The organism is Bartonella grahamii subsp. shimonis (assembly GCF_036327415.1).
GTDB lineage: Bacteria > Pseudomonadota > Alphaproteobacteria > Rhizobiales > Rhizobiaceae > Bartonella > Bartonella shimonis.
Genome location: NZ_CP123961.1, coordinates 971048 through 996841, shown reverse-complemented (window position 1 = coordinate 996841; position 25794 = coordinate 971048). Strand labels below are relative to the sequence as shown.

Below are 25794 nucleotides of genomic sequence, written 5' to 3'. Positions count from 1 at the left end.
ATTCTCCTGATAAAGGATAAAAGAAATAATGGTTTTTTTTGGTTAATTTAAAAACCACAAATGGAAATAATTTATCCTCTATCTTACAGAAGAAGGTATTAACATTACTCCAAATTTTTAAAAAATCAAAATAAGTTCTTTCTCTGTTAGCACTATAGCAAAAAAATACTTCTACTCCATATAATTATTGTAGATTTGTTTGGTTGTATTGCTTTGCCATAGGCTCTCTTTAAATGTTTGATTTTTTAAAAAAAAAGAAAGGGAAACACCGTAAGCCATTTCACAGTCCTGCTCTCATTGAATTAGATGCATGGTTAGATACAGCACTTTATCGCATTCGTTCTGCTAACAGTTTTTTCTGGAAAAAAGCAAAAATCGTCTCACAAAATTTTCATCTTCAAGGATGGAAACGTTTTATCATTGAAGTTCTCGATGAAACGCTGACATTAGGGTTGATAGGATTTACTCTTTTCACTATTTTGGGCATTTCTGTTTTTGAACTGACCAAAACAGATTGGTCTGCTCCTAAAAACTTTTCCATTCTTTTTCTAGATCGCTATGGAAATTCCATTGGACACCGTGGTGCACTGCCGGCGATCTCTGTCCCCGTTGAAGAAATGCCTGACACTGTCATTAAAGCGGTTCTTGCTACAGAAGATCGTCGTTTTTTCGATCATTGGGGTATTGATTTCCAAGGACTTACACGAGCAATTTCACAAAATATGCAAGCTAGAGGTGTGGTACAAGGTGGTTCAACTCTCACACAACAATTGGCTAAAAATTTATTCTTAACAAACGAGAGAACCATAACACGTAAAATCAAAGAAGCTTATCTTGCTCTTTGGCTAGAAGCAAATTTTAGCAAAAAACAGATTTTACAACTTTATCTTGACCGAGCCTATATGGGAGGAAACAATTTTGGTATTGCAGCAGCGGCGAAATTTTATTTTGGAAAAAACATACGTCATGTATCTTTAAGTGAATCTGCTATGTTAGCAGGACTCTTTAAAGCTCCCACAAAGTATGCTCCTCATAGTCATCTCTTTGCTGCTCAAACACGTGCCAATGTAGTCCTTTCTAATCTTGTTAATAGTGGCTTTATGACGAAGAGCCAGATTATCAATGCGCATCGCCACCCTGCTAGGGCACTTCCCCAAATAGAAAATAATCAGGCTGATTATTTTCTTGATTGGGCATTCGAGGAAGTCAAAAAAATGCGGAATCAACTTCCAAGCCATAGTTTAATTATTCAAACAACCCTTGATCCGAATATTCAAAAAGCAGCAGAAGAATCAATTGCATATTATTTACATCAATATGGTCAACAATATCGCGTAACACAAGCTGCCACTGTTATACTCGATAATAACGGTGCCGTATGTGCAATTGTTGGAGGACTAGATTATAAAAAGAGCCAATTTAACAGAGCGACACAAGGTGGCCGGCAAACTGGTTCTTCATTCAAACCTTATGTTTACGCAACCGCACTAGAACACGGACTATCGCCCTCAACAATCGTTTTAGATGCTCCCATCAATTGGGGAGGTTGGACACCAAAAAATAATTCTGGTCGTTATTTGGGGAAAATTGATTTAGCAACAGCTTTAGCCTTTTCCATTAATACAGTCCCCGTGTATCTCACCTATCAATATCTTAACCGCGATACCCAACCCATCATAGATCTCATCAAGAATATGGGAATTAACGCGCATATTTTATCACACAAAACGATGGTTCTTGGCACTTCCAACATGACCCCCATGGATCAAGCAACTGGCTTTAATGTCTTTGCGAATGGCGGAATAGCTGGTAATCGTCATGGGTTCACACAAATCAGAACACTCGATGGTCATTTAGTGTGGGATTTCGAGCATAACGGAAAAAAACTACACCGAGTTCTCAGCAGACAATCAGCTGCTTATATAAACCAAATGATGGTGGGTGTCACAACACGAGGGTCTGGTAAGCGTGCTGCTCTGCCCATGACTCTTGTCGCTGGGAAAACTGGAACATCACAATCCTATCGTGATGCTTGGTTTGTTGGCTTTACAGGCAATTATACTGGAGCGGTATGGATGGGAAATGATAACTTTTCACCGATGAAACGTGCTTTTGGGGGTGACGTTCCTGCCATGATATGGCATCGCATCATGCTTACTGCACACCAAAATATTATGCTCAAACAACTCTACGGTGTCAAAGATTCTCTTCTTTCTTATCATCCCCCAATACTTTCCTCCCATGCAGATTCTGAATTTTCTTCCCCAATACCTTCTACGCTTTCTCCTGAAACATTGAATATCATGCGATTGATTAACAAAGATCTGAAAAAACCCTCTGCAATTTCTTTGAAAATGAAAACAACTGGAGATTCAACATTTTGAATTCAAGATATTCTATGATGTTTTTTAATATCACCATTTTCTTTTTTATCTTCGCTTTTTCCATTCTATGTGGAAAACTGAGTGTCGATTATGTACTCAAGTCCTTTCATCATTTTGGACTATTTAGAATTGGAAAATGGAGTGCTTATCCACAAATGGGAACCGCCAATATGGATCCTTATACCCGCGCCCGCACCGCTAAACAAGGCATTGTTTCACTCGGACGCACTGAAGGCATTCAATTCCAGATTTGGCAAGATAACCAAGGGCGCCCACTCCACCCTCACTGTCATTATTTGCTCAAAGGCACCATTCCTGAAACCCGTCTTTTTACCCTTTATACAGCTGACAAATCCCTACAACCCTATACTTCATCCCAAGAAATACCTTTTGAACTCCACACAAACGCTATTACTTATGAGCATGATGGCTCATTGCGCATCAAGATTTCACCTACACCACAAGCCGGCAATTGGCTTGCAACCGTTAGTCAAAAAGAATTCGGGCTTATTCTTACCTTATACGATACCTCAATCATCTCTGCAACGGCATTACAAAAGCTTACAATGCCATCAATAGAACAAATCCCATCAGGACAAATAAATTGTGACTAGATTCATTTATATCGCACTTCTTGCAATCATTGGTGCTATTATCGTTCATATTTGCGTTCTCTTTCTGATCCCCTTTTGGGCACAAAATAATATATGGACAGCACTTAAAAAATCCGGAGCCCCTTACCAATTTGTTGCTTTTACTCCCAATAATCCTATTCAACAATCTGCTGATCCACTCTTTCTTCTTAAAGTCTGCAGATTTAATCTTGAAAATGGACCTGTTCATTTAAAAGCTTTGAAAACACGACAATTTTGGTCACTCGCTGCTTACACACACAACGGAATTATTTTCTATAGCCTTAATGACCGAACAGCCCCTGATAATACACTCGATCTTATTATTGGAAAACCAATACAAATAATAGAACTCAAAAAATCAAAACCTAAAAAAAACGCTAATTCAGTTTTAGTTGCTAAAAATTTGAATGAAGGTTTTGTCATTTTACGTATTTTTGCACCTTCTTCACTTGCAAAAAAGGAAAGTGAAGCTTTCCTTTCATCTGCGACCTGCCGCATATTTTATGAATAAAAACGGACGAACCTCTCATTTGGACAACACCTTACTTTCTATACAAAATTAACAAAGCCTATCAAAATGGTTATCTTTTTCCTCTATTAATTGAATATTCAAGTTCAGGTTTGTCTGATTGTAGATCCCTAAATTTTTTATTGAGGTAGAATGAAATCTCTATTGTATAAATCATATCCTATTTGATACCCATTATCTGATAGAAAAAACTCCACACAATCAGAAGAGAAAAATAAAGAGTAAAGCTCTAAACAAATATGCTGCTAACAACCGTAAAGCTTGTTATTTTAGTTTATTTCTTTTTATTTACAAACATTCCCATAAAATTCACGTCGATGACATGATAAACTATAGAAGAAATACTGATTACCTTCAATGAAGTGCTAAAATAATCGCTGGAAACTTATAAGACATTACGCATCCTTGACCTCAAAAATAAGTGCTTTACTTTTGTCTTATAAGCAGAAGCTTTTTGTAAGATATGCACTCTGAAAAAACTTGGCTTATAATTTACAATTGAGGGGAAAAAACTTCATGAAGAAGAGATATGTTCGATTCATTTCAAGAGCAGCAGTATGGTCCCCTCGATTTGGTGGATTAGCGTTCTTTGTTTTATTATTTTCGGTCATTTTACAACGTTTTTCCGTCATTAACGCAACCGACTTCATAATTTTGATAGGTATCTCTACTGGCTGTGTGATTATTTCTCTTTTTCTTGCTTTAAAAGCACTTTACAGCTTATGGGTCTATGGAGCCCTAGGGGGAATGAAAGCTTTAAAAGGGATCATTTATTCGTTAATAACTGCTACACCATTGATGTTATTTTTTGAACTTTGGTTTACCTTACCGGCTCTTTACGATATTTCTACCGACACACAAAGCCCGCCAGCTTTTTTTCGCACAATACGTCCCAGCGATGCTTTACCCCTCAAAAGTGTATTGATTAAACAAGCAACTTTACAGAGGTCACAATGGCCAGAAATGTCAGGGCGCCGTTATGATGGTTCACCTGATCGTATTCGCGAGTCTGTTCTCAATGTTTTAGCAGCCTACAATTGGCCTATTGTAGCGCAACGAAAATTTCAAGGCGAAGAGGATGAACTGTATATTGAAACAATGGCAAAAACTTTTTACCTTGGCTTCATTTCAGACATTGTCATTCGTTTAACCGATGAAGGGGATACAACTTTTGTTGATATGCGTTCTGCTTCACGTTATTTGCCAAGAGATTTGGGAACGAATGCTGCTTTTATTATCGATTTTATGGATGCACTTGATACAGAAATCGCGTCACTTCCTCTTTCCCAAGAGAATGAGTAGAGACTAGAAGTATAATAAGTTACATTTAGTAAATTAGCTTATTTCAAAAATAAATTTTGAGACGTGAAAAAACGAATAAATCAGTTATCGCCTCTCAACGGCTATAAGCATACTGACCAGTTCTTTGACCACCCCAAGGCAACTTATAGCCTCTTTTTAGCGCGTCACACGTAGATAAAATATCTGAATTCAAATTCTAAACTTAAATACTATAATTGATTTTACATATATTTTTTATACTCGGAAATCTCATCATAAGAGTAGGTAAGAAGACTTCTCTAATAAGGAAATTAAGCATTTCGTACAGGCTTATTTTTCCAATGAGAGTAGAAAAATATATCTCCATCAAGATAGAGAAATCTATTTATCCAATCTGATGTAAACTTACATAGTTACAGAAAAAATCAATAATAAAAACAGTACAATACACACAAATTCACCGATAATTGTCACAATCAATGATTATTGCAATTTCATAAAGAAAATTCATAATAATAAAACAAAAATTATATATAAATAAAGCACATGTAGAAGATAATAATTCTACAATAATACGAATAATATCATTCATAAAAAAATCAAAATTAAATATATAAAAAAACAATAAATATTAACATATATTATATAAAATTTAACCAAGTAAAATAATATAAAAGAGATTTATTCTTATTAATGATTAATAAAATATTTAGAAAAATTAAAATTATAGTATATTTTATATAATATTAGTTTATAAAATAATAAAATCCTAAATATATTATAAAATATATGATAGTTATATCTCAATACTAATTTAATAGACTTTTTCCAAGTGGAAAATTTTAATTTAGAAGAAAATATGCTTAAAACTAGAAATATATTTGTTGCGAGTAACGCATTTTTAATATTAAAAAAATATCATCCATAATAAATTCCAATTAAAATCATATAAAATAAATAAACATTAAAAATATATTTAATTAAATTGTATTATTTTATATAAAAATTAACTAAGGAAAATATTGTAAAAAATGAAATTATTCTTACTAATGATTTAATTTTAATATTTTTTATTAAATCCCTTAGAGATATAATATAATTCAAATAAATATAATTAAAAAGTAAACTAATAAAAATAATTCATTAATAATATTTAAAATATACATAATGTATAAATTTTCTAAATTAATATAATTATAATTTAAATATTATAATTAATAATAGCATGCATTATACTGAGAACCTATCCCTACAAGCCCTCCCACACCGAAGCCAAAACCAGAACCAATTCCACCACCAGCAAACACTCCTGCTACCGTACCTGGACCAACTCCGAGTGCTCCCGCAACACCTCCTACAAATACTCCACCAGTCTGTCCTACATGATATCCTACTAATCCCGATGAATATGCTGCAGAGAGATAATCTCCAACAGTACCCCCAGGTCGTGATCCACTACTTGAAAAACTCATTGATGAAATACTTGACAACTTATTAGAAACATAAGACCAACCATTAGATATGCTAGACCCAAATGAACCAAACATATAAATCCTCTTTGTAATTATTAAAAATAACTGTATCATAACGATACAATTAAAAATTAATTATTATTCATTTTAGCAAATTTAAAATATAATTTGTAAAAATAATAATAAAATACTTTATAAATAATAAATATATTATGTTTATATTTCACGCATAAAAAATGTACATTTTAATTAAGCAATAATACTATTTACAGTGCTGTTTAAGTATGCCACATCCGTCACTCTTTCTCTTAAATAAAATCATAAATTCAAATGAGTCATTCACAAGAAAAGCTAGTATCGTTCTCTTGTTTCACAAAAACTACCAAGAAATATATTCATTGTGTCATTGAACTGAGTCTTGTGGCCATTGTTTTGCGCTTACTTGGCTTGGTGAATCCTTTTATTTTTCAAGCGATTATTGACCGTATCTTACCCTTTCAGCGTGCGGAAAGCCTCTATGCTATTGTTGTCCTTATGATTGCTATCATGCTGTTTAGCACGGCTCTTAGCTCTCTATCAGGCTATTTAGGAGCTTATTTAGCCAATCGGCTTACGCTAGAATTTGGACAGCGCATTTACACCCATGTGTTAAGTCTCTCCTTGCCCACTTTACGCCGTTGGCAAGTGGGAGAATTGTTTACGCGTATCGGAGAAGTCGATACAATCCGTGTTTTTTTTAACTGGAACCATCGCAACAACTGTGCTGAATGTTTTGTTCGCCATCATTTATCTCGCAGCACTTTTTTCTATCAGTCCGCAATTCACTTTCATCGTTCTTATTTTTTTACCGTTACAAATGACTTCTTTAGCATTGGTCGGTCCCTTCTTGCGCCGCCAATTACGCCGTGCTTTCACTCTGCAAGCTGTCCATAAATCGCGCCTTATTGAAAGTTTTACCAATCTTGAAGCCATAAAAGCACACGTAAAAGAATCTGCTCATACGATACGCATGCAAGAAACTCTAGCCCGTAGTTTGGATCAAAGCCTCACTACCAGTAAGTTTCATCTCTTAAATGGGACTTTAAGTCATATTTTGGGTGATCTTTTCACTATTTTTATTATCTTTTTTGGTGCTCAGGCAGTTCTTCAAAACCAGATTACGCTAAGGCAACTTATTGCCTTTCATCTCCTCACCGGAAATGTTTCTGATCCTATCTTAAGCCTTGCATCCCTATGGGAAGAATGGCAGCATTTGAAAATCTCTCGTCTTCGTTTGGGCAATATTCTTAACTCCCCTCCAGAATGGGAAAAGGAAAAGCCACCTCTTCAACTCAGCGCTCCTCCTCATCTTGAAGTTGAAGATGTCTGTTTTTCTTATGGAGATAAGCCCATTATCAATCATCTTGCTGTCGGTTTACAACCTGGGCAACCGATTATGTTGCTTGGTCCTTCAGGATGCGGAAAACAACCTTGGCAAAACTCCTTTGTGGACTCTACCTCCAACAAGCGAGAAGATATTGATTAATGCCCAACCTTTACAGAATTTTGATGTCCGTAGCGTGCGTGAAATAATCGCGTATTTTCCTCAAAATCCTTGCCTTTTTTCCGGAACCATTCTTGAGAATATGCTTCTTGCCAAACCAGATGCCACTAAAGATGAAATCGATGCTGCACTATATGTTAGTGCTTGCCATGATTTGATTGCTCAGTTGCCTCTAGGACTCCATACTCAAGTGGGAGAGCAAGGTGTTTTTTTATCAGGTGGTCACCGCCAACGCTTGGCTTTGGCTTGTTTCTTTCTGATAAACCCAAGCCTTCTAATTTTGGACGAACCTACTTCCGCATTGGATGACACTGTCAGTGCACAAATTGTGGAGCATTTATATAAACTTTCGCAAGTGTTCTTGTTATTACCCACAAACGTGACCTCTTTCCTCAGCATGCAACCGTCTTAAACTTTACTGATTTGGAGGCAAAAAATGGCAGATAAAGCTCCCTATTTGCGCCCTTTGTCACCAACGCTTCATATGGTTGTTGCTGTTTTAATTGCTTTATTTCTCTTTATTGTGATCGGCAGCTTTATCGCAAAAACAGAGATTGTTGCACGGGGGCAAGGAAGTGTTATTCCCACCGCTTACGTTCAGCTGGTCCAAGCGCAAAATACAGGACGCATTGAGAAAATCCTTGAAAAGAAGGGCAATTTGTTCATCAAGGTGATCTCCTTATTCAATTAGATCCCCGTGAAGCCCTCAATGAGCGCGCACGTGTTCAAGCAGATATCGCGCAACAAACCCTTCAAGCACAAATCGCAACAGCTATTTTAACAGCTTTGCATGAAGGTGACCCTTTGGATAAAGATTTTGTGACCAAAAGGCTTGCCTATCTGCCTGTTCCTCCTTCTGGCAATAAGACTGCAAGAATAGAAGAAGAAAAACTCATTAGCGCTACCCTTCAATCTCTCCAAGATAAATTAAGAGCGCTAAAAGCACAAGCGGACCGCGTCGAGCGCAGCGGTGCAACACAACATGCGCAAGCAACACAACATGCGCAATTAGATAGGTTGAAAGATGATCGTCAATTAAGCCAAGGAAAATTAAAAGCTGCAAAAAGCCTGATGGAAACAAAAGTCATTAGCCAAGCCGTTTATTTAGAGTGTTTACATGACCTTTAAAAGATCGAGCATGAAATTTTAACCAATCAAAGACGTTTGGAAGAAAATGCCGCCGAAATAAACACCCTCCGCCAACAACGGAAAAGTCTCATTTCCGATGAAATTGCCCGCTATCGGCAACTTTCGCGTGAAACAGAACTGAATCTTCAAGGATTAAAAGCAAAGCTTGATAGCACTCAATACCGTCTTGACCACTTATCACTTTATGCACCTGTTGATGGACGTATCGATGATTTTAGTATCATACTTTGGGCGGCTTTGTAGAGGCTGGAAAAACTCTTATGCGTATTGTCCCTGGTGCGGGTGGTCTCATTGTTGAAGCGTTTTTTGATAATCGAGATATTGGTTTTTTAGAAAAGGGTCAACGTGCTTACATCAAGTTTTCTGCCTTTCCACCTGAACGTTTCGGTGTTATCCACGGTACAGTCGTTAATGTAGGCGCTACAGCGCGCTATGATAAAGAAATTAATGGTGCCTACGCTGTTTTAATCAAAATTGACCAAGATCACATCACTTTGAATAACAAACATCTTAAATTTATCCCTGGCATGACTGTGACAACGGATGTCATTACCTCAAAACGTCGGCTCATTTCTTATTTCTTTGAACCTATCACCAAAATTTTAGAACAATCTCTAAAGGAAAGATAATGTCTGTAAATGAAAATTCATCACCTTCACTCATAGATCCTCTTACAGCGTTAGGAGCTATGGTTGTTTTAATGCTTACATCTCCCTTATACCGCCGCTGGCGAATCTGGGATATCGAACGAAATTTAGGACCAGCTTTACAGACTGGGCAATATAAACTCTATAAAAATGAACGTGGAGAATTTTGTGCCTTTATCACTTGGGCTTTTTTAGATGAAAAAAATCATCAATCTATGCTTGAAAAGGGAGAGCTTTTGTCCGATGCGGATTGGCAAGGCGGAGAATATATGTGGTTTATTGATTGTGTAGCACCCTATGGACATGCTGCTGGTATGGTACGTGACATGCAGCGGCATGTGTTTCCTAATCAGCATTATTGCTACGCTGTTCGGCGTAATGAAGATGGTGGAATACGGAAAATTACCCGCTGGTGTTGCTATAGAGCAAAAAATCCAGCTAAATAGTTTTTCTAAAGCAAGTGCGCATAAATCATTTACCCCCCCTCTTATAAAAAAGAATCTTTTAAAAGAGCTCTTTGAGCGATACCTATAGTAAAAGAAAACCTTACCATATTTAGAGCTAACCCGCTACAAATGGGTATTTTTCAGCTTACCAGACTTGCTATGAATAGCAACAGGTGGTTAAGGGGATTAATCCTCTCTTAAGCTGAACTTTGATTAACTAATTTCACTAAAATTGGCTGGGGTACCTGGATTCGAACCAGGGAATGCCGGTACCAAAAACCGGTGCCTTACCGCTTGGCTATACCCCAAAAAAAACACGCTTTATGGCGACTCTTGCACCTTATAGCGATTCCTGTGATTGGACGCAATATCTGAAAATCAAAGACCTTACTTTTTTATCATAAAGTTTCTAAGTCTTGTATGGCATTGCATCGATTACAAATTCGTAGCAGAAACTGATATACAGTTGTGCTTTTAACACAAGTAGAAACCATTTATCCACCAATTATTCTGCTCTTTGTATTGATTTTCTAAGAACAGAAAATGACAATCTTGTAGTTTACCATGTATCTAATAAATTCGCATATGATTTACTTTTCTTGATATATTAAAATCTCATCTTGCTTAATTAAGATAAAAGCTATCACCACATTGGGGACAGGTAAAGTGTATGATAGTGCTGCTGTGCTCTTTCATTAAGCGTAAAGATGGTAATGTCCGCTAGCTTTTACATTATATTATTCATGGGAAGCTCCATAAAATGAAATCAAGCACATTGAAAAATATCTCCTAAAAAATAACACTTAATATTCTGTTGAAAACACTATGATACACCTATAGATTAGAAGGGCTTTGCAAAAATTAAAAACATTTTATCTGGTATTTGAAAAAATAGAGATATAAAAACTAAGGAATAATAGCTATTTCCATTTACTTTTTATTCAAAAGATAATGATATTTTTTACCCACTCATAGATGTAAAAAATCTTCAGAAGCAATCTTTATGTAAACCAATGCCCTTTTTGATTGATGAGCATACATTTCCTAAAAGCTTCTTTTACAAAAAGAGAGACATTAAAACTAATTTCATACAAATAGGTATTCAACATTTGCTTTTAAATTCGGTAAATGGCAAATTAGGCTTATGAATAAGCTTAACAATTAGAATCGAGGAGATTTTTAAATGGCTTTTGAATTGCCCCCGTTGCCTTATGATTACGATGCCCTTTCGCCTTATATGTCACGAGAAACGCTTGAATATCATCATGATAAGCATCACCTCGCTTATCTTAACAACACCAATAATTTTGTGAAAGAGTTAGGCTTAGAAAATGAAAGCCTTGAAGATATTGTTAAAAAAAGTTTTGGAAAAAATATTGGTTTGTTTAATAATGCAGCACAGTATTACAATCATAACCACTTTTGGCTTTGGATGAAAAAAGATGGTGGTGGCCAAAAACTTCCTGAAAAGTTAGCAAAAGCTATTGACGCTGATCTAGGCGGTTACGACAAATTCCGCGCTGATTTTATTGCTGCCGCTAGTGCCCAATTTGGTTCTGGATGGGCGTGGGTTGCTGTTAAAGATGGCAAGCTTGAAATTATGAAAACACCCAATGGCGAAAATCCCTTAATTCACAATGCTCGACCTATTTTGGGTGTCGATGTATGGGAGCATTCCTATTACATTGATTATCGCAATGCTCGACCGAAGTACCTCGAATCCTTCGTAGATCATTTAATTAATTGGGATTATGTTTTGAAACTTTATGAAGAATGTGAATTTTAAGCTATCTAGGTAATTTCTTAGTGTATGAAAGTCCCTATAATCCAATAAATTATTGGGGACTTTCAAACAAAGATATTATGGATTAGCAACAGTCTTTTCCTGCTATCTTTAGAATATATGCATAGATATAGGCAACTTCTTCTAGCTTTGAAAAACGTCCAGCTGCACCAGCGTGCCCTGAATCCATATTAATACGCAATAAAATTGCATTATCGTCTGTTTTTAAATCTCGTAATTTTGCCACCCATTTTGCAGGCTCCCAGTAAGTTACACGAGGATCTGTTAATCCTGCCATCACAAGTATAGGGGGATAGTTTTGAGCTTTGACATTATCGTAGGGTGAATAAGAAGCAATAAGCTTATAATCTTCTTCTGATTCAAGAGGATTTCCCCATTCTGGCCATTCTGGAGGTGTGAGTGGCAACGAAGCATCTAACATTGTCGCTAAAACATCAACAAAAGGCACATTCGCTACGATTCCAGCAAAATCCTGTGGAGCTATATTGGCAATAGCCCCCATCAACATCCCACCTGCTGAACCACCGTGAGCAATAAGCCGATCGTGAGAAGTGAATTTATTGTTTACAAGGTAACGCCCACAAGCAATAAAATCTGTAAATGTATTGTGCTTAAAGAGGTATTTTCCTTTCTCATACCATTCTACTCCCTTTTCTTTTCCTCCACGAATATGAGCAATAGCGTAAATAAAACCTCTGTTTACGAGAGAGAGTACATTACTATTGAAACTGGCAGGAATAGAGATCCCATAAGCACCATAACCGTAAAGCAGACAAGGCGCACCACCATCAAGAGGGGTATTTTTATGATAAAAAAGTGAAATAGGAATCTTCTCACCATCATCTGCTATTGCTGTAATACGTCGTGTTAGATATGCATCTTTATTATGTCCAGAAGGAATTATTTGTGTTTTTAAAAGCATTCGTTTACGACTTTTCATCTCATAATCAAACACTTGATCAGGTGTTGTCATAGACGAATAGGAAAAACGAATAGTTGGACTGTTATATTCTGCACCCCCTTGCAAACCTAAAGAATAAGCCTCTTCAGTAAACGCAATGGAATGAACTTGTTTAGTAGTACGTTCCATTACTTTTATACGTGGAAGCCCCTCAAAACGTTCGATCCAGACAAGAAAATCTTGATAAGCATCATGGGATAATATTAGGCACCCAAGCTGATGTGGAACAAACTCAGACCAATTTTCTGATTGTGGAGATGTATATGGCGCTACCATAATTTTGAAATCTTTTGCATTATCTAGATTGGTCAGAATATAAAAGACATCGCCCCCTTCTGTAAGTGAATATTCAATACCTTTTTGTCGTCTCCTTACACATTGGGGAGTAGTAAAAGGTGACTCAGCAGGAATCAACCAGATCTCTGATGTTTCATGATCATGAATATTAATATAAATAACATCATTAAGCTTAGAGCCACTTAGATCTAAGAAAAAACCAGGATTGTCTTCACGAAAAATAAGCTTATCTTGTGATTGATCAGTGTTTAATCGGTGATAATAGAGCTCTGAAGGTCGGTGATTTTTATTCATCTTAGTATAGAAAAAACCTTCAGATCTAGCATCCCATACAATTTGACCAGATGTATTAGTAATTGTGTCCATACAGTCAGACAATGTCTCAAAATTACGAATTTTAGCTGTATAGAATTCTGATCCTTTGTCATCATAGGTCCATACCACATGTCTATGGTCAGGAGATTCTTGAACTGAACCAAACTTGAAATATTTTTTGCCTTCTGCCAAGGCATCACCATTAAGGTAAACGTTTTTTTCTCCGCCATTCCTTAATGTCCGAAAATAATGTGGTTGTTGTCCTCCGGTAACATAAGAGAATCCGTAAGCAAACGGACCATGTTTTATAGGAACAGAACTATCATTCTCTTGGATCCTGTTTTTCATTTCGGTAAAAAGCAAATCTCGTAATGATTTTGTATCAGCCATTTGAGCTGATTGGTAAGCATTTTCTTTTTCAAGATAATGTCGAATATTTGGATCAAGACAGTTAGGATTTTTAAAAACATCTTGCCAGTTAGACGCACGTAGCCAATGATAGGGATCATCACGAAAAATACCATGATATATTTCCTTATGAGTGATTCTAGGTGCTTTGGGAGGAATTGCAAAAGTGTGGGTCATACACAATCCTATATCAAAATATGTTAACATCTTCGTTTATATGTTAGAATCACAATTATTGATGCAAGTGTAAAAACCATAAGTTCTATTCACTTGCAAAAATAGCGCCATGATAATTTTAAAAACTAATACCTTTTTGTTCATTATATATCACAGCTATTGTTTTCTAGGGATATAATACCACTTTTATAATGAAAGTGACTGGTAAGACAATTAAACTATGAGAAAAAGAATTGATTTTTTTGAAACAGTATAATCGCATAATTTTATAGAAATGAATAAATATATATAAAGTATTATCATTATATTATAAAAACAAAAATATTCTATATTGTTTTAATGAATAGTTTTATACTTATAATATATATACTATTACGTCATAATTATAATATATTATGTTTTTTATTATTAAATTTAATAAAATAAATAATAAAAATAAATTTACTGAATTACAAGTATTCAAAACAAAAATAATAATTTATATATTATATTTTTATAATTAATAATTTTATTTTTACATTCTCAAATAAAATAAATAAATTTTATCATATACTTTTTTATATTTGTAATATATTGTATACTATGTATAATATGTTATAGGATAAAAATATATTTTACCATGTAATAATTTCGTTTTTCTTATTGTATATTATGACAAAAAAGGGGTATTTGTTTGATTTTTTTGTGTTTTGGCAATTTTATAGAATAATTGAATTGACAAAAAAGATTTTTGTACAATATGAAACTCATGTGCATGAGATCTTTATATCATGAGTATATGCACTATATCTCGATTTTGAATTACTCAATTTTTAAATTAAAGGAAACAAGAATGGAACATCGTGCAGTCTTAGAGACTGAAAGCAATTTAGTTATTACATTGGTTGCTGATATTGTTGCTGCCTACGTGAGTAATAATTCTATTCGACCGACTGAAGTGCCAAGTTTAATTGCTGATGTCCATGCTGCTTTTCGTAAAGCAGGGAATCTGGAGTTAGCAGAAGTCGAAGTTGAAAAACAAAGGCCTGCCGTTAATCCAAAACGTTCAGTATTTCCTGATTATCTTATTTGCCTTGAAGATGGAAAGAAATTTAAATCTCTAAAGCGTCATCTCATGACACATTATGGAATGTTACCAGAGGAATATCGTGAAAAATGGCAGTTAGATAGTTCTTATCCTATGGTGGCGCCTAATTATGCAAAAACACGATCAGCTTTGGCCAAAGAAATGGGTCTTGGACGCAAAAGTAAACGGAAAAAAACTAAATAATCTTATTTTGCAAAAAAGTAGTTTCGTGTATAAAGTCGATTTTAGTATACATGTTTTGTGTGAAGCTTTTGTATATAGCAATTTCTACCAAGGAGATTATATATAGCTTTCGCTACGAATCTGTTTAATCATTGATTTTAGACCATTTGATCGTTGTGGTGTAAGATTTTCATTTAAACCAAGTTTTTCAAAGAGCTCTTGGGCATCAGAATTGCGAATTTCAGAAGCTTTTTTGCCTGAATAAAAAGCAAGAAGTATATAAATGAGTCCACGCACAATATGAGCATCGGAATCGCCTTGAAACGTCAATATTGGATCTTCTGAGTTATTACGTGAAGATAAAAGCCATACTTGGCTAACACAACCAGGAACTTTGTGAGCATCGTTTCGGGCGCTTTCCGGAAAAGGTGGCAATTCATGGCCAAGCTCAATGACATAACGATAACGATCTTCCCAATTATCCAAAAGCGAAAAGTTCTCTATAATATTACCGATTGTTTCCGCCATTATTTTAGTCCTGTTTCGTTTGAATCATCATTCTTGAATACACTTATAAAAAATAAATATTTATTCTTCCTTACATAAATAACACGAAGAACGTTAAAAATCCTTATTTCAAGATAACATTGTATGATTTTGTAGAAACTTTTGTATTTCGATTTTGCAAGAAACATTAGGGGAAGTCTCTGATATTATTTTTATTCCCTAATATGTTCCCTAAATATTCATAAGCAGCTCTTGCACCGTAATATGCGCGTTCGCCAAGTGAACTTAAAAAGGATTTTCCTACTTTGCAGGTTTCTATATTACGGTCACAAAATGCTCCTAAGTCATTTAAAGCTTCCTTAAAAGCAATAATCACATCGCTCATTATTGTCTCATTATTTTTAGGGCTAGAAGAATGATTACTGCTTGGATTTGCTACAAAAAATGAAATAATGACAAAAATAAAAAATAAAAAAAATGATAATTTGATCAAAAAACGTATCATGGACAATCAATGTACCACAGTGGTAAATACAATAAAAGAAGCATTTTATAAACTGTTTCTTTATAAAAAATTTATAAATGTGCTTTTTATAAAATTGAGTATTCATTTATTGGATCTGTATCATTGGCTCTTTTGTAAATATGGCATAATGCTGCAGTATAAAATGGGATACATTGTCTATTCAGTAAAAAATTAACATCCCAATTATACACTTACAGGCTGATCATATTAATGAACATACTATAATAAAAATGAGAGATATAATCATGACTGTGCAGAAGCGTTAGGAAATGTACAACCCACATTTGTAACCTTTTATTCCACAAGAAAGTGTAGCGATAAGATAAGGATTAAACACAGAGTCCAATTTCTTTTCCATATTGTGTACATATTTATTTAAAATAATAGTTCACCATCTTAGTTTAGTTGAAAAGGCTAAATAGAAGTAAATTTTGTTTTTTGACTCTATTATCGATAGAATGTTTATATTATTTATAGAATTTTTACTGGCACGTCATGAAAATGATCAACATGTAGATAAAAATTAAAAAAATAAGTGCATCTCTTATGATTCTATTTCAAGGCAAGTTTCTTTCTACAACATTGTAAACATCAATTTAATTGATACTTATAAAAGCTATTGAATATGCCTAGAAGGCACTTATACAAAAAATATAATATTAAGAGATGATTATTCTTACCAAAGCATTTACGAAGAAATAACTCTCTATATGTAAATTATAAAGAATAAATAATGACTGTCATCTTTTTAGCGTTATAGGAAAATATTCTCAGCTTTATTTTAAATAATAGGCAAACATATGCGCCAAAAATGAAGAATAACGTGGCATTATTGTTTAGATGGTTATATGTGATAATGCAGTTTGCAAACACCAAAATGGTCTTGAATATTAACCATTTATGCCCTCTTTATACATATTAAAGATTTGTAAAAAACGAATTTAATAAAAGTTGATAAGAGCTCTTGTTGATTTATCAACTTATAAATTGATATAATAAAGCTGCTTATTTTAGGAATCTGAAAGGAAAAAGTAATAATGTTAATGCACTTCTTTCAGGCTGGAAGTAAGGACTAATTCACATTCGTTTCTTTATAAAAAATAAACGCAAATGAAAATAAAAGTAATGACAACAAAACGGCAGATATCACGAAAAAAAACTGTAAAAAACCGTAAATACTATAGTAGTATTGTTATAACACTTCTTCTTATAATTTTTCATTTTATTTTTTGGAGTGTAAAAACTCTTTATTTCTATACACGAAAAAATACTTTATTTTTTGTTGGATCTCTTCTTTTTAGCATTAGTTTTTTATTTATTTCATTTAATGCTTTATTTTCGCAAATGACAACGCATCAAAATATTTTAACTCAAATGAAATTTTCCTCCATTCAAAGTATAGGGAAGAGCTCTACTTTATCGGAAAAAGAAGCAAAATTACAAGAATTCTCTCGTGCAACTTCTGTATATTCTCCAAATCATCACCACACAAATTCACCTTTCCCCCCTCAATCAGCAAGCATGCTGGAAAAGCAAAAAAAACTAGCAAAATTAGGACTTTATGATGGACCTTTAGATGGACTGGAAGGACCTAAAACACGCCGAGCCATCACTTTATGGAAACAACAAACTGCTCAGAAAATGCAAAAGAATGCTCTATCTAATCCTGCAACAGATGAAATTGCGATATTGATTAAGCAGAGCGAAACAGATACAACAGATACAAAAAATGTAACACACTTAAAAGAAGCTATTTTAGAGCCTTCTGTTGAAGATATCATCCAAGTGCAAAAAGCTTTACATATTTTTGGGAATGAGGAGGTTATTGTCACGGGAATAGAAGATCAAAAGACGATAGAAGCCTTAAAACAGTTTCAAAAAATGTTTGATCTTCCTGTAACAGGAAAAATTAATCACACAATTTTAATGAAAATGCGTGAAATTGGTTTATTAAATTGAAGCTAACCATCTACACTATAAAAATAATCTCTTAATTTATAATGATAATTCATCTTTTGCTTGTTTAATGCCCCCCAAACATTTCTTCATCTCAAGCCCTCTTATGTTTAATCAATCAGAATGGTTTTCTTACATATTACATATTGAGCCGTACAATTTGCTGCAAAAAAAACACAACCGATTGCAGAAAAAGAAATATTGCAAAATAGCAAATGCGTTTGTTCTAGCATTTTTATTGCTTCTGCTGATAAAAGGACACAAAATTTTTTTGTAGTATCACATAAACCTTTCATATTCTCGAGCCACGAATTGTCCATATATTATCGTCAATTTGATCTTTATAAATATGACGCAAAGAATTTGTGCAAACACCTGTAAGGATAAGTAGACGTAAAGCTAATTGTGTTATGGTTGTTGTTTTGCAAAGTGTCTGATAAAAAAACCGGCACTTCTCTCCAATCTATTGCTGAAAAGTTTTGTGTTTTATGACATTGTTTTCCTAAGAGAGCGTGTTCTTCTAGTGTTGCCTATAAATTAACATCCAAACCTAACGCAGCAGTATGTTTGAAACAAATGTTAAGACAGTTTAGTACTTTCTCAGTTGTTATAGCTTTTGTATGCAAATGGGAGCAAGGATATTACGCATCTCGTATAATCTCTGAAACAGGGAGACAGCCTAATCTGGGAAGAATATGAAATTTTAAGGGTAGAAACCAGTTTTCATCTTTGCCATTTATTTTTAATTCAGCTTTACGACTTTTAAAGACATCTAAAGGAATGTCTTTAAAATAAGGGAGATTACCTATTGCTACTTTTATTTATCACGTGTCTTTTTGCGCTCCCCCCCCTCACGTAAAACAAAATGTCCCAAACGGAATATACTTGGATTGCCATTCACGGGCTTTCTTAAAAAACATCTCTTAAAGCACCCAAACCCATTTCGCAACAATGCCCGTGAATAATAATAGCAGCCCCTCTGTGCACTATCATCTTTACGCTTGTGAAGAAGCAAGCCGGCACCGTTAATATGTACCTACCTTCAATTTGTGACACAGTTCTTGACACTTGAGACGATTCATAAGAAGCATATCCTTGCTTTATTTTTTATCCACAGATGCTAATTCCGCCTGTAGCATGCAAAAACATGCTTTTGATTGATTCATTATCAAAGAAGTTGAAATGAGAAAATCTTATGATATTTGTAGCTTTCATTCAATATGAGAAATAAAAAACTATCATTATAAATCAACATATTGTATAACTTTGATATTCCTTCATAAATGTAAAGATGGTAGCGCATAGGGAAGTTTATAAACTTTGGGAAGATTTTATAAATTTACAGGGAGCTCTGCATAATCTCTATTCCACGAATGTCAATGTGAAATGGAGCATCCACTGAGAGATGTCTATCTCAAACAGCATGATGTGCAAAAAAATGTATTTTTTTGGAGCATTCTATTTTGCGTGAGAAGTTCATTCCCTTATAAAAAAGCAAACGCATAAATTGGCTGTACAATAAAACGTTTCTTTTCTATCAAAAGGTTCGTCAATACTGAAAGTCTATTAATAATGTATCTTTGTCTATCCTGCTTTATATTTTCTCTCATAAACCTCTCAAAAATACACTTTCTCGCATAACATAAATTATCGTGCATTTTAGAAATACTTTTATTTTTTTTATTAAAGAAAATATATAAAAATTTATTTCAGTAATAACTATACAAAAAAAATATTAACCCATTATATCCTTTTTGCTATTGCGGCCTGGGCTGCTGCTAAGCGAGCAATTGGTACTCGAAAAGGGGAACATGAAACATAATCTAGGTTATTTTCTTCGCATAATGCAATAGAAGCAGGATCGCCTCCATGTTCACCGCAAATTCCCAATTTTATTTTTGCACGCTTTGATCGTCCACGCTGTGCAGCAATGGTAATAAGTTCTCCTACTCCATCACGGTCAATAGACACGAAAGGATCTTGCTCTAAAAGACCTTTTTGAAAATAGGTTGCCAAAAAAGGAGCAGCATCATCACGGGAAATCCCAAAAGTGGTTTGTGTCAAATCGTTTGTTCCAAATGAAAAAAATTCAGCAGTTTCAGCAATTTCATCTGCTCGAAGTGCCGCTCTTGGAAGCTCAATCATCGTCCCAACCATATATTGAATAGTACTTCCCTTTTCTTTCATCACTTCCTCAGCAACCTGATCAATACGCGCTTTTACAAAATCGAGTTCAGATTTAAGCGCAACAAGTGGCACCATAATTTCAAGCATAACAGGAGATCCAGATTTTTGGGCAGCTTCTGCTGCTGCTTCAAAAATCGCCCGCGCTTGCATTTCAGCAATTTCAGGATAAGTAATAGCTAAACGGCATCCTCGTAATCCAAGCATAGGGTTAAATTCGTGCAACTGATGAGCACGTTCAGCAAGCACTTCAGCAGAAACCCCCATAGCTGTTGCAACATCAAGAATTTCTGCTTTTGTTTTAGGTAAAAATTCATGTAATGGTGGATCGAGCAAGCGGATAGTAACAGGTAAACCACACATAATTTCAAATAATTCACAAAAATCTGAACGCTGCATTGGCAAAAGCTTATCTAGTGCTTTACGACGACCACTTTCATCATGACTTAAAATCATTTCACGCATGGCGATGATACGTTCACCAGAAAAAAACATATGTTCCGTACGGCAAAGACCAATACCTTCAGCCCCAAAAGAGCGCCCCATACGGGCATCAGATGGTGTCTCAGCATTGGCGCGAACTCTTATACGTCGCATCCCATCAGCCCATTCCATTAATTTTGCAAAGTCTCCACAAAGCTCAGGCTGCAACATTGCAACTTTCCCTTTGAAAATTTCTCCACTTCCTCCATCAATTGTGATAACGTCACCCTTTTTAAAGCTTTCTCCTGAAGCAAACAGCGTATTTGAGTTATAATCAATCCGCACATTACTAGCACCAGAAATACATGGTTTTCCCATCCCCCGTGCAACAACAGCAGCGTGACTTGTCATACCGCCACGCGTTGTTAAAATTCCTTCTGCTGCATGCATACCATGAATATCTTCTGGGCTTGTTTCTACACGGACCAAAATAACCTGGCGACCTTCCGCCGATACAGTTTCTGCCTCTTCTGAAGTAAAAACAATTTCACCAGTTGCAGCTCCAGGAGAAGCCGGTAAACCACGTCCTATAACAAAACGTTCTGCTTTGGGATCAAGTGTTGGATGCAAAAGTTGGTCAAGCGACTTTGCATCAATACGCATCACAGCCTCTTCATGGTTTATTAACCCCTCCTCAACCATTTCAATTGCCATCTTGAGAGCCGCACGAGCCGTGCGTTTTCCTGAACGAGTTTGAAGCATCCATAATTTACCTTTTTCAATGGTAAATTCGAGATCTTGCATATCCCGATAATGCCGCTCAAGCTTCTGCGCGATCTGACATAACTTCAAAAAAGCCTCAGGCATAATTTTTTCTAATGACGGTCTATTTGAACCAGCAACAATACGCGCATTTTCTGTAATATTTTGAGGCGTTCGAATGCCCGCCACAACATCTTCCCCTTGCGCATTAACTAAAAACTCACCATAAAGTTCTTTTCTCCCCGTCGATGGATTGCGTGTAAAAGCGACACCTGTTGCCGAATCTTCACCCATGTTGCCAAAAACCATAGCTTGCACATTAACTGCCGTTCCCCAACTTTCAGGAATACTATGTAAACGGCGATAAGTAACTGCACGTGCTGTCATCCAACTTGAAAAAACGGCCCCTATTGCTCCCCATAACTGCTGTTCAGGATTTTGTGGAAAAGGTTTTCCTAATTTTTCTTCAACATATGCTTTATAAGAAGTAATAATATTCTTCCAATCATCTGCTGTCATTTCTGTATCAATAGTGTAACCATTGCGTACTTTTTCTTCATCAAGAATCTCTTCAAAATACGAATGATCTAACCCCAAAACAACGTTAGAATACATTTGGATAAAACGCCGATAACTATCATAAGCAAAACGTTCATTATTAGATTGTAAAGCAATGGCTTTTACAGTTTCATCATTCATGCCAAGGTTAAGCACTGTGTCCATCATCCCTGGCATAGAAGCCCTAGCCCCTGAACGAACAGAAAGCAAAAGTGGCTTTTTCTCACTCCCAAATTCACGTCCTGTTTGTTCACCAACGCGTCTTAGTGCTTGCTTAACAGATTCCTGCAACTCTTCTGGATATGATTTGTTATGGGCATAATAAAAATTACAAACTTCTGTTGTCAAAGTAAATCCGGGTGGTACGGGCAAACCAAGGTTACTCATTTCTGCCAAATTAGCCCCTTTACCTCCGAGAAGGTTACGCTCACTTGCACTTCCTTCTGCCGTTCCATCTCCAAAACTATAAACCCATTTTTTCATTGTACAAATCCTCCCATATCAGCATCAAAACATCATTCAACCTAGGCTCACTTAAAAGCAATGATTTGATTCAAAACCAGCTCAACAAAAAATATCGCTTCATAAATGCATAATATTAATCCTTCCAAAAGAGATAATGACCAAAAGTATCACTACCCATCTTCTGAAAGATTAAGATTCAGTTTTTAAGAAAACTATCAATCACTGAAAAAAAGTCTTCTACTTTCATGGCACCTTCATATTTACTACCATTAATAAAGAAAGTAGGCGTTGCTGTAACCCCAAGTTTTTTACCACGCTCAAAAGATGCATTCACTTCATCTAAAACGGCTTGATTTTTCAAACATGCGGTAAAACTTTCATCTGTAAAACCCGCCATTAAGCTAATTTGTTTCAATGGTGTCAGAGCATCTTTTCCCCAAGCCCACTCATTTTGTTTTTGAAATAAAACTTCTATCAAAGGAAAATAGCGATCTTCTGGTGCACACCGTGCCAACATAAAACCTGCTGTTGCCCGAGGATCAAAAGCATAATCACGGAAAATCAGTTTTACTTTTCCTGTTTTGATGTATTTTTTACGAATTTGAGGAAGTATATCATTATAAAAATGTGCACAATGAACACATGTTAACGAAGCATACTCAACAATTGTTACTGGTGCATCCACCTCCCCCTCAAAGCGATCCTTTATTTTACCCGATTGGAGAAGCTCTGCCATATCAACAGTTTCCACTGGTTTGGGATCACGCGCTAAAGCAACTGTTACACTGTTTTGTACAATCGTTATGAAGAGAAAAATTATCCCGAAAGATAAAAAAGAACGATATTTTACCATAAATAATACTTTTCTGTTGTTATTAACGAATAGGAATCCAATGCTTTCTCATATATTAAAGAATATCTTTCTATTTATTATTTTTTTCTAAGAAAATGCAACAGCCAAGTTTATAAAGTGATTGGTGTAAGCTTTTATCTTCAATTCCTTCAAGCATTTTTTCCACGCGTTTTTTGTCTTGTTCACTCAAAGGCGTTTTTAGAGGCAAGTGAGTTATAAAACCCGACATATTCCTTTGCTCAATCTTGATGCGATCAATAGCAATATAGCCAAAAAATCCGTTAATTCTATGAAGTAATTCCTCTGTTTCATGCATCAATTTTAACGCAGCAAATCCTTCACATGCGACAACAAGTGTTGCTGGCTGAAAAACTTCATCTTGATCTACACGACGTTTCCAAATAATTTTAAGCGGCATTGTATGTTCACTGATATCATAGCCCGCAATTTGTGGCCAATGTTCTATAAGCCCTACATTAAGCCCTGCGCGTTTGCGTAAAACTGGATCAAGTATTTTGTATACCGTCTCAGAAAGAGGATAAAAGATATGTTTTTTAAGTTGTTTTCTCATTTTTAGATCATTGTTCAACCGCTTACTAAATTAAAATCATTTGTTTCATCTAAAAATCATTTGTTTCATCTAAAAATTGTTGCCTCCTCAATTTATGAAATTTCAACAAAATAAATAATTTTTTCTTTTGCATTTTATATCTCCCTATGCTTGAAAACAATCATGTATGAAATTTCTTCGCACCTCCTTGCTTGGTACGATCAAAATCACAGACATCTCCCATGGCGGATTACCCCCGAAAAGCAAAAACAAGGTATCCGTCCTGATCCTTATCAAGTTTGGCTTTCTGAAATCATGCTTCAACAAACAACCGTTGAAACAGTTAAGCCTTATTTTAAAAAGTTTCTGAAACTATGGCCTGATCTTTCCTCTTTAGCAAAAGCCTCACAAGAGGACATCATGAAAGCATGGGCTGGACTTGGTTATTATTCACGCGCACGTAATCTTAAAAAATGTGCGAAACAGCTTGTTGAAAACTACGCAGGACAATTTCCACAATCTGTAAAAGAATTGCGAACTCTAGCCGGTATTGGAGATTATACTGCCGCTGCCATTGCTGCAATTGCTTTTAACCACCCTGTAGCAGTGGTTGATGGTAATATCGAACGTGTCGTAGCGCGCCTTTTTGCTATCACTTCAATATTACCAAAAGCAAAAGCTGAAATTAAAGAAAAAACACAAAAGATTACGGCTTTAAATCGTCCTGGTGACTTTGCTCAAGCAATGATGGATTTAGGAGCAACAATTTGTACTCCACGCAAACCATCTTGTTGTATCTGCCCTCTTCAATGTTTATGTAAAGCAGCAAAGATGCAGCAACCGGAATCTTTTCCAGTCAAAGCCCCTAAAAAAGAGCGCCCTTCAAAAACAGGCATTGCTTTTGTGGTCCTTAATAAAAAAAGACAAATTTATTTGGAAAAACGACAGACGCAAAAACTCCTTGGTGGAATGACCCAAATTCCTAATAATATTGGCATAAACAACGAAAATGGGCTCCAAAACGCACCTTTTACTGCCAATTGGCAATTCAAAGGACAAATTACGCATGTTTTTACTCACTTTTCTCTAAAACTTGATGTTTACTATACTGAGGATGTTCATGAAATGAATTGTGAAAATGGTTGGTGGTGTAACATTCAACATCTTGCCGAAGAAGCGCTCCCTACTGTTATGAAAAAAGCCATTTCCGTAGCACTTCCTGATTCTTTCAGATTTAAATAACCTTCCCTATTCGTAAAAATGTTTTCTAATGGAGACTTTTGTATCTCTAGCGACCATTTATTAATCTGTAAAAGAAAAATTTAAAAAAATGAAATAACCAATTTTTTCTACAGATAAGAATTAAGGAGGGATAGAAAAGCTTAAAAATCTTAGATTTAAATTTCAGGATCTATCCTTTTTCGCTTATGAAGGAGCAAGTCGGCACCATCGTTATATTTACCAGCCCCTACAACAATCCTTGACACTTGAAACGGTAAATCCATTGAGCACCTCCATCTTTACGCTTATGAAGTAACAAGCCAGCACCATCATTATATTTGCCAGCCCCCAATGTTGCGACAGCCCTTGCATTAAGACGGTTCATAAGGACCATTTTTACTCCTTTCTTATACAAATTTTATCCACACACTCATCCCGCTTGTGATGTGCAAGCAAGTGATATTGATTGATTCAAGATAAATAGATTTAAAA

General features: G+C 35.3%; 21 protein-coding genes, 1 tRNA gene and 3 pseudogenes. 16 read left to right on the top strand and 9 right to left on the bottom strand.

Annotated elements, in window-relative coordinates; genetic code table 11:
• The first annotated feature begins 233 nt into the window (after nt 1–233).
• The 4 genes from QHG57_RS04430 to QHG57_RS04415 all read left to right on the top strand — a co-directional run bounded on the left by QHG57_RS04430 (nt 234) and on the right by QHG57_RS04415 (nt 4850).
• The gene (locus QHG57_RS04430) at nt 234–2384 is read left to right on the top strand and encodes a transglycosylase domain-containing protein (protein WP_330169548.1); all 2151 of its coding nucleotides are present in this window, start codon (nt 234–236) and stop codon (nt 2382–2384) included.
• A gap of 17 nt (nt 2385–2401) precedes the next feature.
• Nucleotides 2402–2998 (top strand): DUF1214 domain-containing protein, encoded by a 597-nt coding sequence (locus QHG57_RS04425; RefSeq protein WP_330168809.1) that lies wholly within the window; start codon nt 2402–2404, stop codon nt 2996–2998.
• Nucleotides 2991–3530 carry a DUF1254 domain-containing protein gene (locus tag QHG57_RS04420; protein WP_330169547.1) on the top strand — a complete coding sequence of 180 codons (540 nt, stop codon included), beginning with the start codon at nt 2991–2993 and terminating at the stop codon, nt 3528–3530. The genes QHG57_RS04425 and QHG57_RS04420 overlap by 8 nt, the downstream gene beginning before the upstream one ends.
• Nucleotides 3531–4064: 534 nt before the next feature.
• Nucleotides 4065–4850, top strand: coding sequence for a DUF1499 domain-containing protein (locus QHG57_RS04415; protein WP_330167280.1), 786 nt, complete (start codon nt 4065–4067; stop codon nt 4848–4850).
• 1193 nt (nt 4851–6043) lie between these two features.
• Here the strand turns inward: QHG57_RS04415 and QHG57_RS04410 are convergent.
• A complete protein-coding gene (locus QHG57_RS04410; RefSeq protein WP_330169546.1) occupies nt 6044–6376 on the bottom strand; it encodes a hypothetical protein in 333 nt (110 codons plus the stop codon).
• A 255-nt stretch (nt 6377–6631) separates the two neighbouring features.
• Here QHG57_RS04410 and QHG57_RS04405 point away from each other — a divergent pair.
• The 8 genes and pseudogenes from QHG57_RS04405 to QHG57_RS04370 all read left to right on the top strand — a co-directional run.
• Nucleotides 6632–6988, top strand: a pseudogene (locus tag QHG57_RS04405) (ABC transporter transmembrane domain-containing protein); the annotation flags it as partial.
• Nucleotides 6989–7028: 40 nt separating this feature from the next.
• Nucleotides 7029–7826: an ABC transporter transmembrane domain-containing protein gene (locus tag QHG57_RS04400; RefSeq protein WP_330169545.1), complete on the top strand. Its 798-nt coding sequence runs from the start codon at nt 7029–7031 to the stop codon at nt 7824–7826.
• Entirely contained in the window at nt 7819–8256 is a 438-nt protein-coding gene (locus QHG57_RS04395; RefSeq protein ID WP_330169544.1) for an ABC transporter ATP-binding protein, read from the top strand. Before QHG57_RS04400 ends, QHG57_RS04395 begins: the two co-directional genes overlap by 8 nt.
• A gap of 24 nt (nt 8257–8280) precedes the next feature.
• The gene (locus tag QHG57_RS04390) at nt 8281–8535 is read left to right on the top strand and encodes a hypothetical protein (protein ID WP_330169543.1); all 255 of its coding nucleotides are present in this window, start codon (nt 8281–8283) and stop codon (nt 8533–8535) included.
• A gap of 113 nt (nt 8536–8648) precedes the next feature.
• A complete protein-coding gene (locus QHG57_RS04385) occupies nt 8649–8972 on the top strand; it encodes an HlyD family secretion protein (protein WP_330169542.1) in 324 nt (107 codons plus the stop codon).
• Nucleotides 8973–9008: 36 nt separating this feature from the next.
• Entirely contained in the window at nt 9009–9236 is a 228-nt protein-coding gene (locus QHG57_RS04380; RefSeq protein ID WP_330169541.1) for a hypothetical protein, read from the top strand.
• Between the two features lie 17 nt (nt 9237–9253).
• Nucleotides 9254–9622 carry a beta-barrel domain-containing protein gene (locus tag QHG57_RS04375; RefSeq protein ID WP_330169540.1) on the top strand — a complete coding sequence of 123 codons (369 nt, stop codon included), beginning with the start codon at nt 9254–9256 and terminating at the stop codon, nt 9620–9622.
• Complete coding sequence (locus QHG57_RS04370) at nt 9622–10086, top strand: toxin-activating lysine-acyltransferase (RefSeq protein ID WP_330169539.1); 465 nt, start codon at nt 9622–9624, stop codon at nt 10084–10086. Before QHG57_RS04375 ends, QHG57_RS04370 begins: the two co-directional genes overlap by 1 nt.
• Before the next feature lie 233 nt (nt 10087–10319).
• Here the strand turns inward: QHG57_RS04370 and QHG57_RS04365 are convergent.
• Nucleotides 10320–10394 (bottom strand) — tRNA-Gln (locus tag QHG57_RS04365).
• Nucleotides 10395–11269: 875 nt separating this feature from the next.
• On the opposite strand from QHG57_RS04365, the gene QHG57_RS04360 reads away from it, so the two are divergent.
• Nucleotides 11270–11872, top strand: a complete 603-nt coding sequence (locus QHG57_RS04360) for a superoxide dismutase (protein WP_012754850.1) — start codon at nt 11270–11272, stop codon at nt 11870–11872.
• Nucleotides 11873–11954: 82 nt separating this feature from the next.
• Here the strand turns inward: QHG57_RS04360 and QHG57_RS04355 are convergent, their stop codons facing one another.
• Nucleotides 11955–14048, bottom strand: coding sequence for a S9 family peptidase (locus QHG57_RS04355; protein WP_330169538.1), 2094 nt, complete (start codon nt 14046–14048; stop codon nt 11955–11957).
• An 832-nt stretch (nt 14049–14880) separates the two neighbouring features.
• On the opposite strand from QHG57_RS04355, the gene QHG57_RS04350 reads away from it, so the two are divergent.
• On the top strand, nt 14881–15318 hold the full coding sequence (locus QHG57_RS04350; RefSeq protein ID WP_330167236.1) for a Ros/MucR family transcriptional regulator: 438 nt from the start codon (nt 14881–14883) through the stop codon (nt 15316–15318).
• Between the two features lie 96 nt (nt 15319–15414).
• Here the strand turns inward: QHG57_RS04350 and QHG57_RS04345 are convergent, their stop codons facing one another.
• Together QHG57_RS04345 and QHG57_RS04340 are read right to left on the bottom strand one after the other, a co-directional pair.
• Complete coding sequence (locus QHG57_RS04345) at nt 15415–15825, bottom strand: SufE family protein (RefSeq protein WP_330167235.1); 411 nt, start codon at nt 15823–15825, stop codon at nt 15415–15417.
• A gap of 108 nt (nt 15826–15933) precedes the next feature.
• Nucleotides 15934–16309, bottom strand: a pseudogene (locus QHG57_RS04340) (DUF5330 domain-containing protein).
• A gap of 1146 nt (nt 16310–17455) precedes the next feature.
• On the opposite strand from QHG57_RS04340, the gene QHG57_RS04335 reads away from it, so the two are divergent.
• Nucleotides 17456–18289: a peptidoglycan-binding domain-containing protein gene (locus QHG57_RS04335; RefSeq protein ID WP_330168808.1), complete on the top strand. Its 834-nt coding sequence runs from the start codon at nt 17456–17458 to the stop codon at nt 18287–18289.
• Between the two features lie 1740 nt (nt 18290–20029).
• Here QHG57_RS04335 and ppdK read toward each other — a convergent pair.
• From ppdK to QHG57_RS04315, 3 genes are all read right to left on the bottom strand, one after another.
• Nucleotides 20030–22696 carry a pyruvate, phosphate dikinase gene (gene ppdK / locus QHG57_RS04325; RefSeq protein WP_330167234.1) on the bottom strand — a complete coding sequence of 889 codons (2667 nt, stop codon included), beginning with the start codon at nt 22694–22696 and terminating at the stop codon, nt 20030–20032.
• Between the two features lie 178 nt (nt 22697–22874).
• Complete coding sequence (locus tag QHG57_RS04320) at nt 22875–23531, bottom strand: DsbA family protein (protein WP_330167233.1); 657 nt, start codon at nt 23529–23531, stop codon at nt 22875–22877.
• Nucleotides 23532–23601: 70 nt separating this feature from the next.
• Nucleotides 23602–24102 (bottom strand): DUF721 domain-containing protein, encoded by a 501-nt coding sequence (locus QHG57_RS04315; protein ID WP_330167232.1) that lies wholly within the window; start codon nt 24100–24102, stop codon nt 23602–23604.
• A gap of 162 nt (nt 24103–24264) precedes the next feature.
• Here QHG57_RS04315 and mutY point away from each other — a divergent pair, with 162 nt between their 5' ends.
• Nucleotides 24265–25323: an A/G-specific adenine glycosylase gene (gene mutY, locus QHG57_RS04310; protein WP_330167231.1), complete on the top strand. Its 1059-nt coding sequence runs from the start codon at nt 24265–24267 to the stop codon at nt 25321–25323.
• Nucleotides 25324–25558: 235 nt separating this feature from the next.
• On the opposite strand, the pseudogene QHG57_RS04305 reads toward mutY, so the two are convergent.
• Nucleotides 25559–25696, bottom strand: a pseudogene (locus QHG57_RS04305) (integrase); the annotation flags it as partial.
• Between the last annotated feature and the right edge of the window lie 98 nt (nt 25697–25794).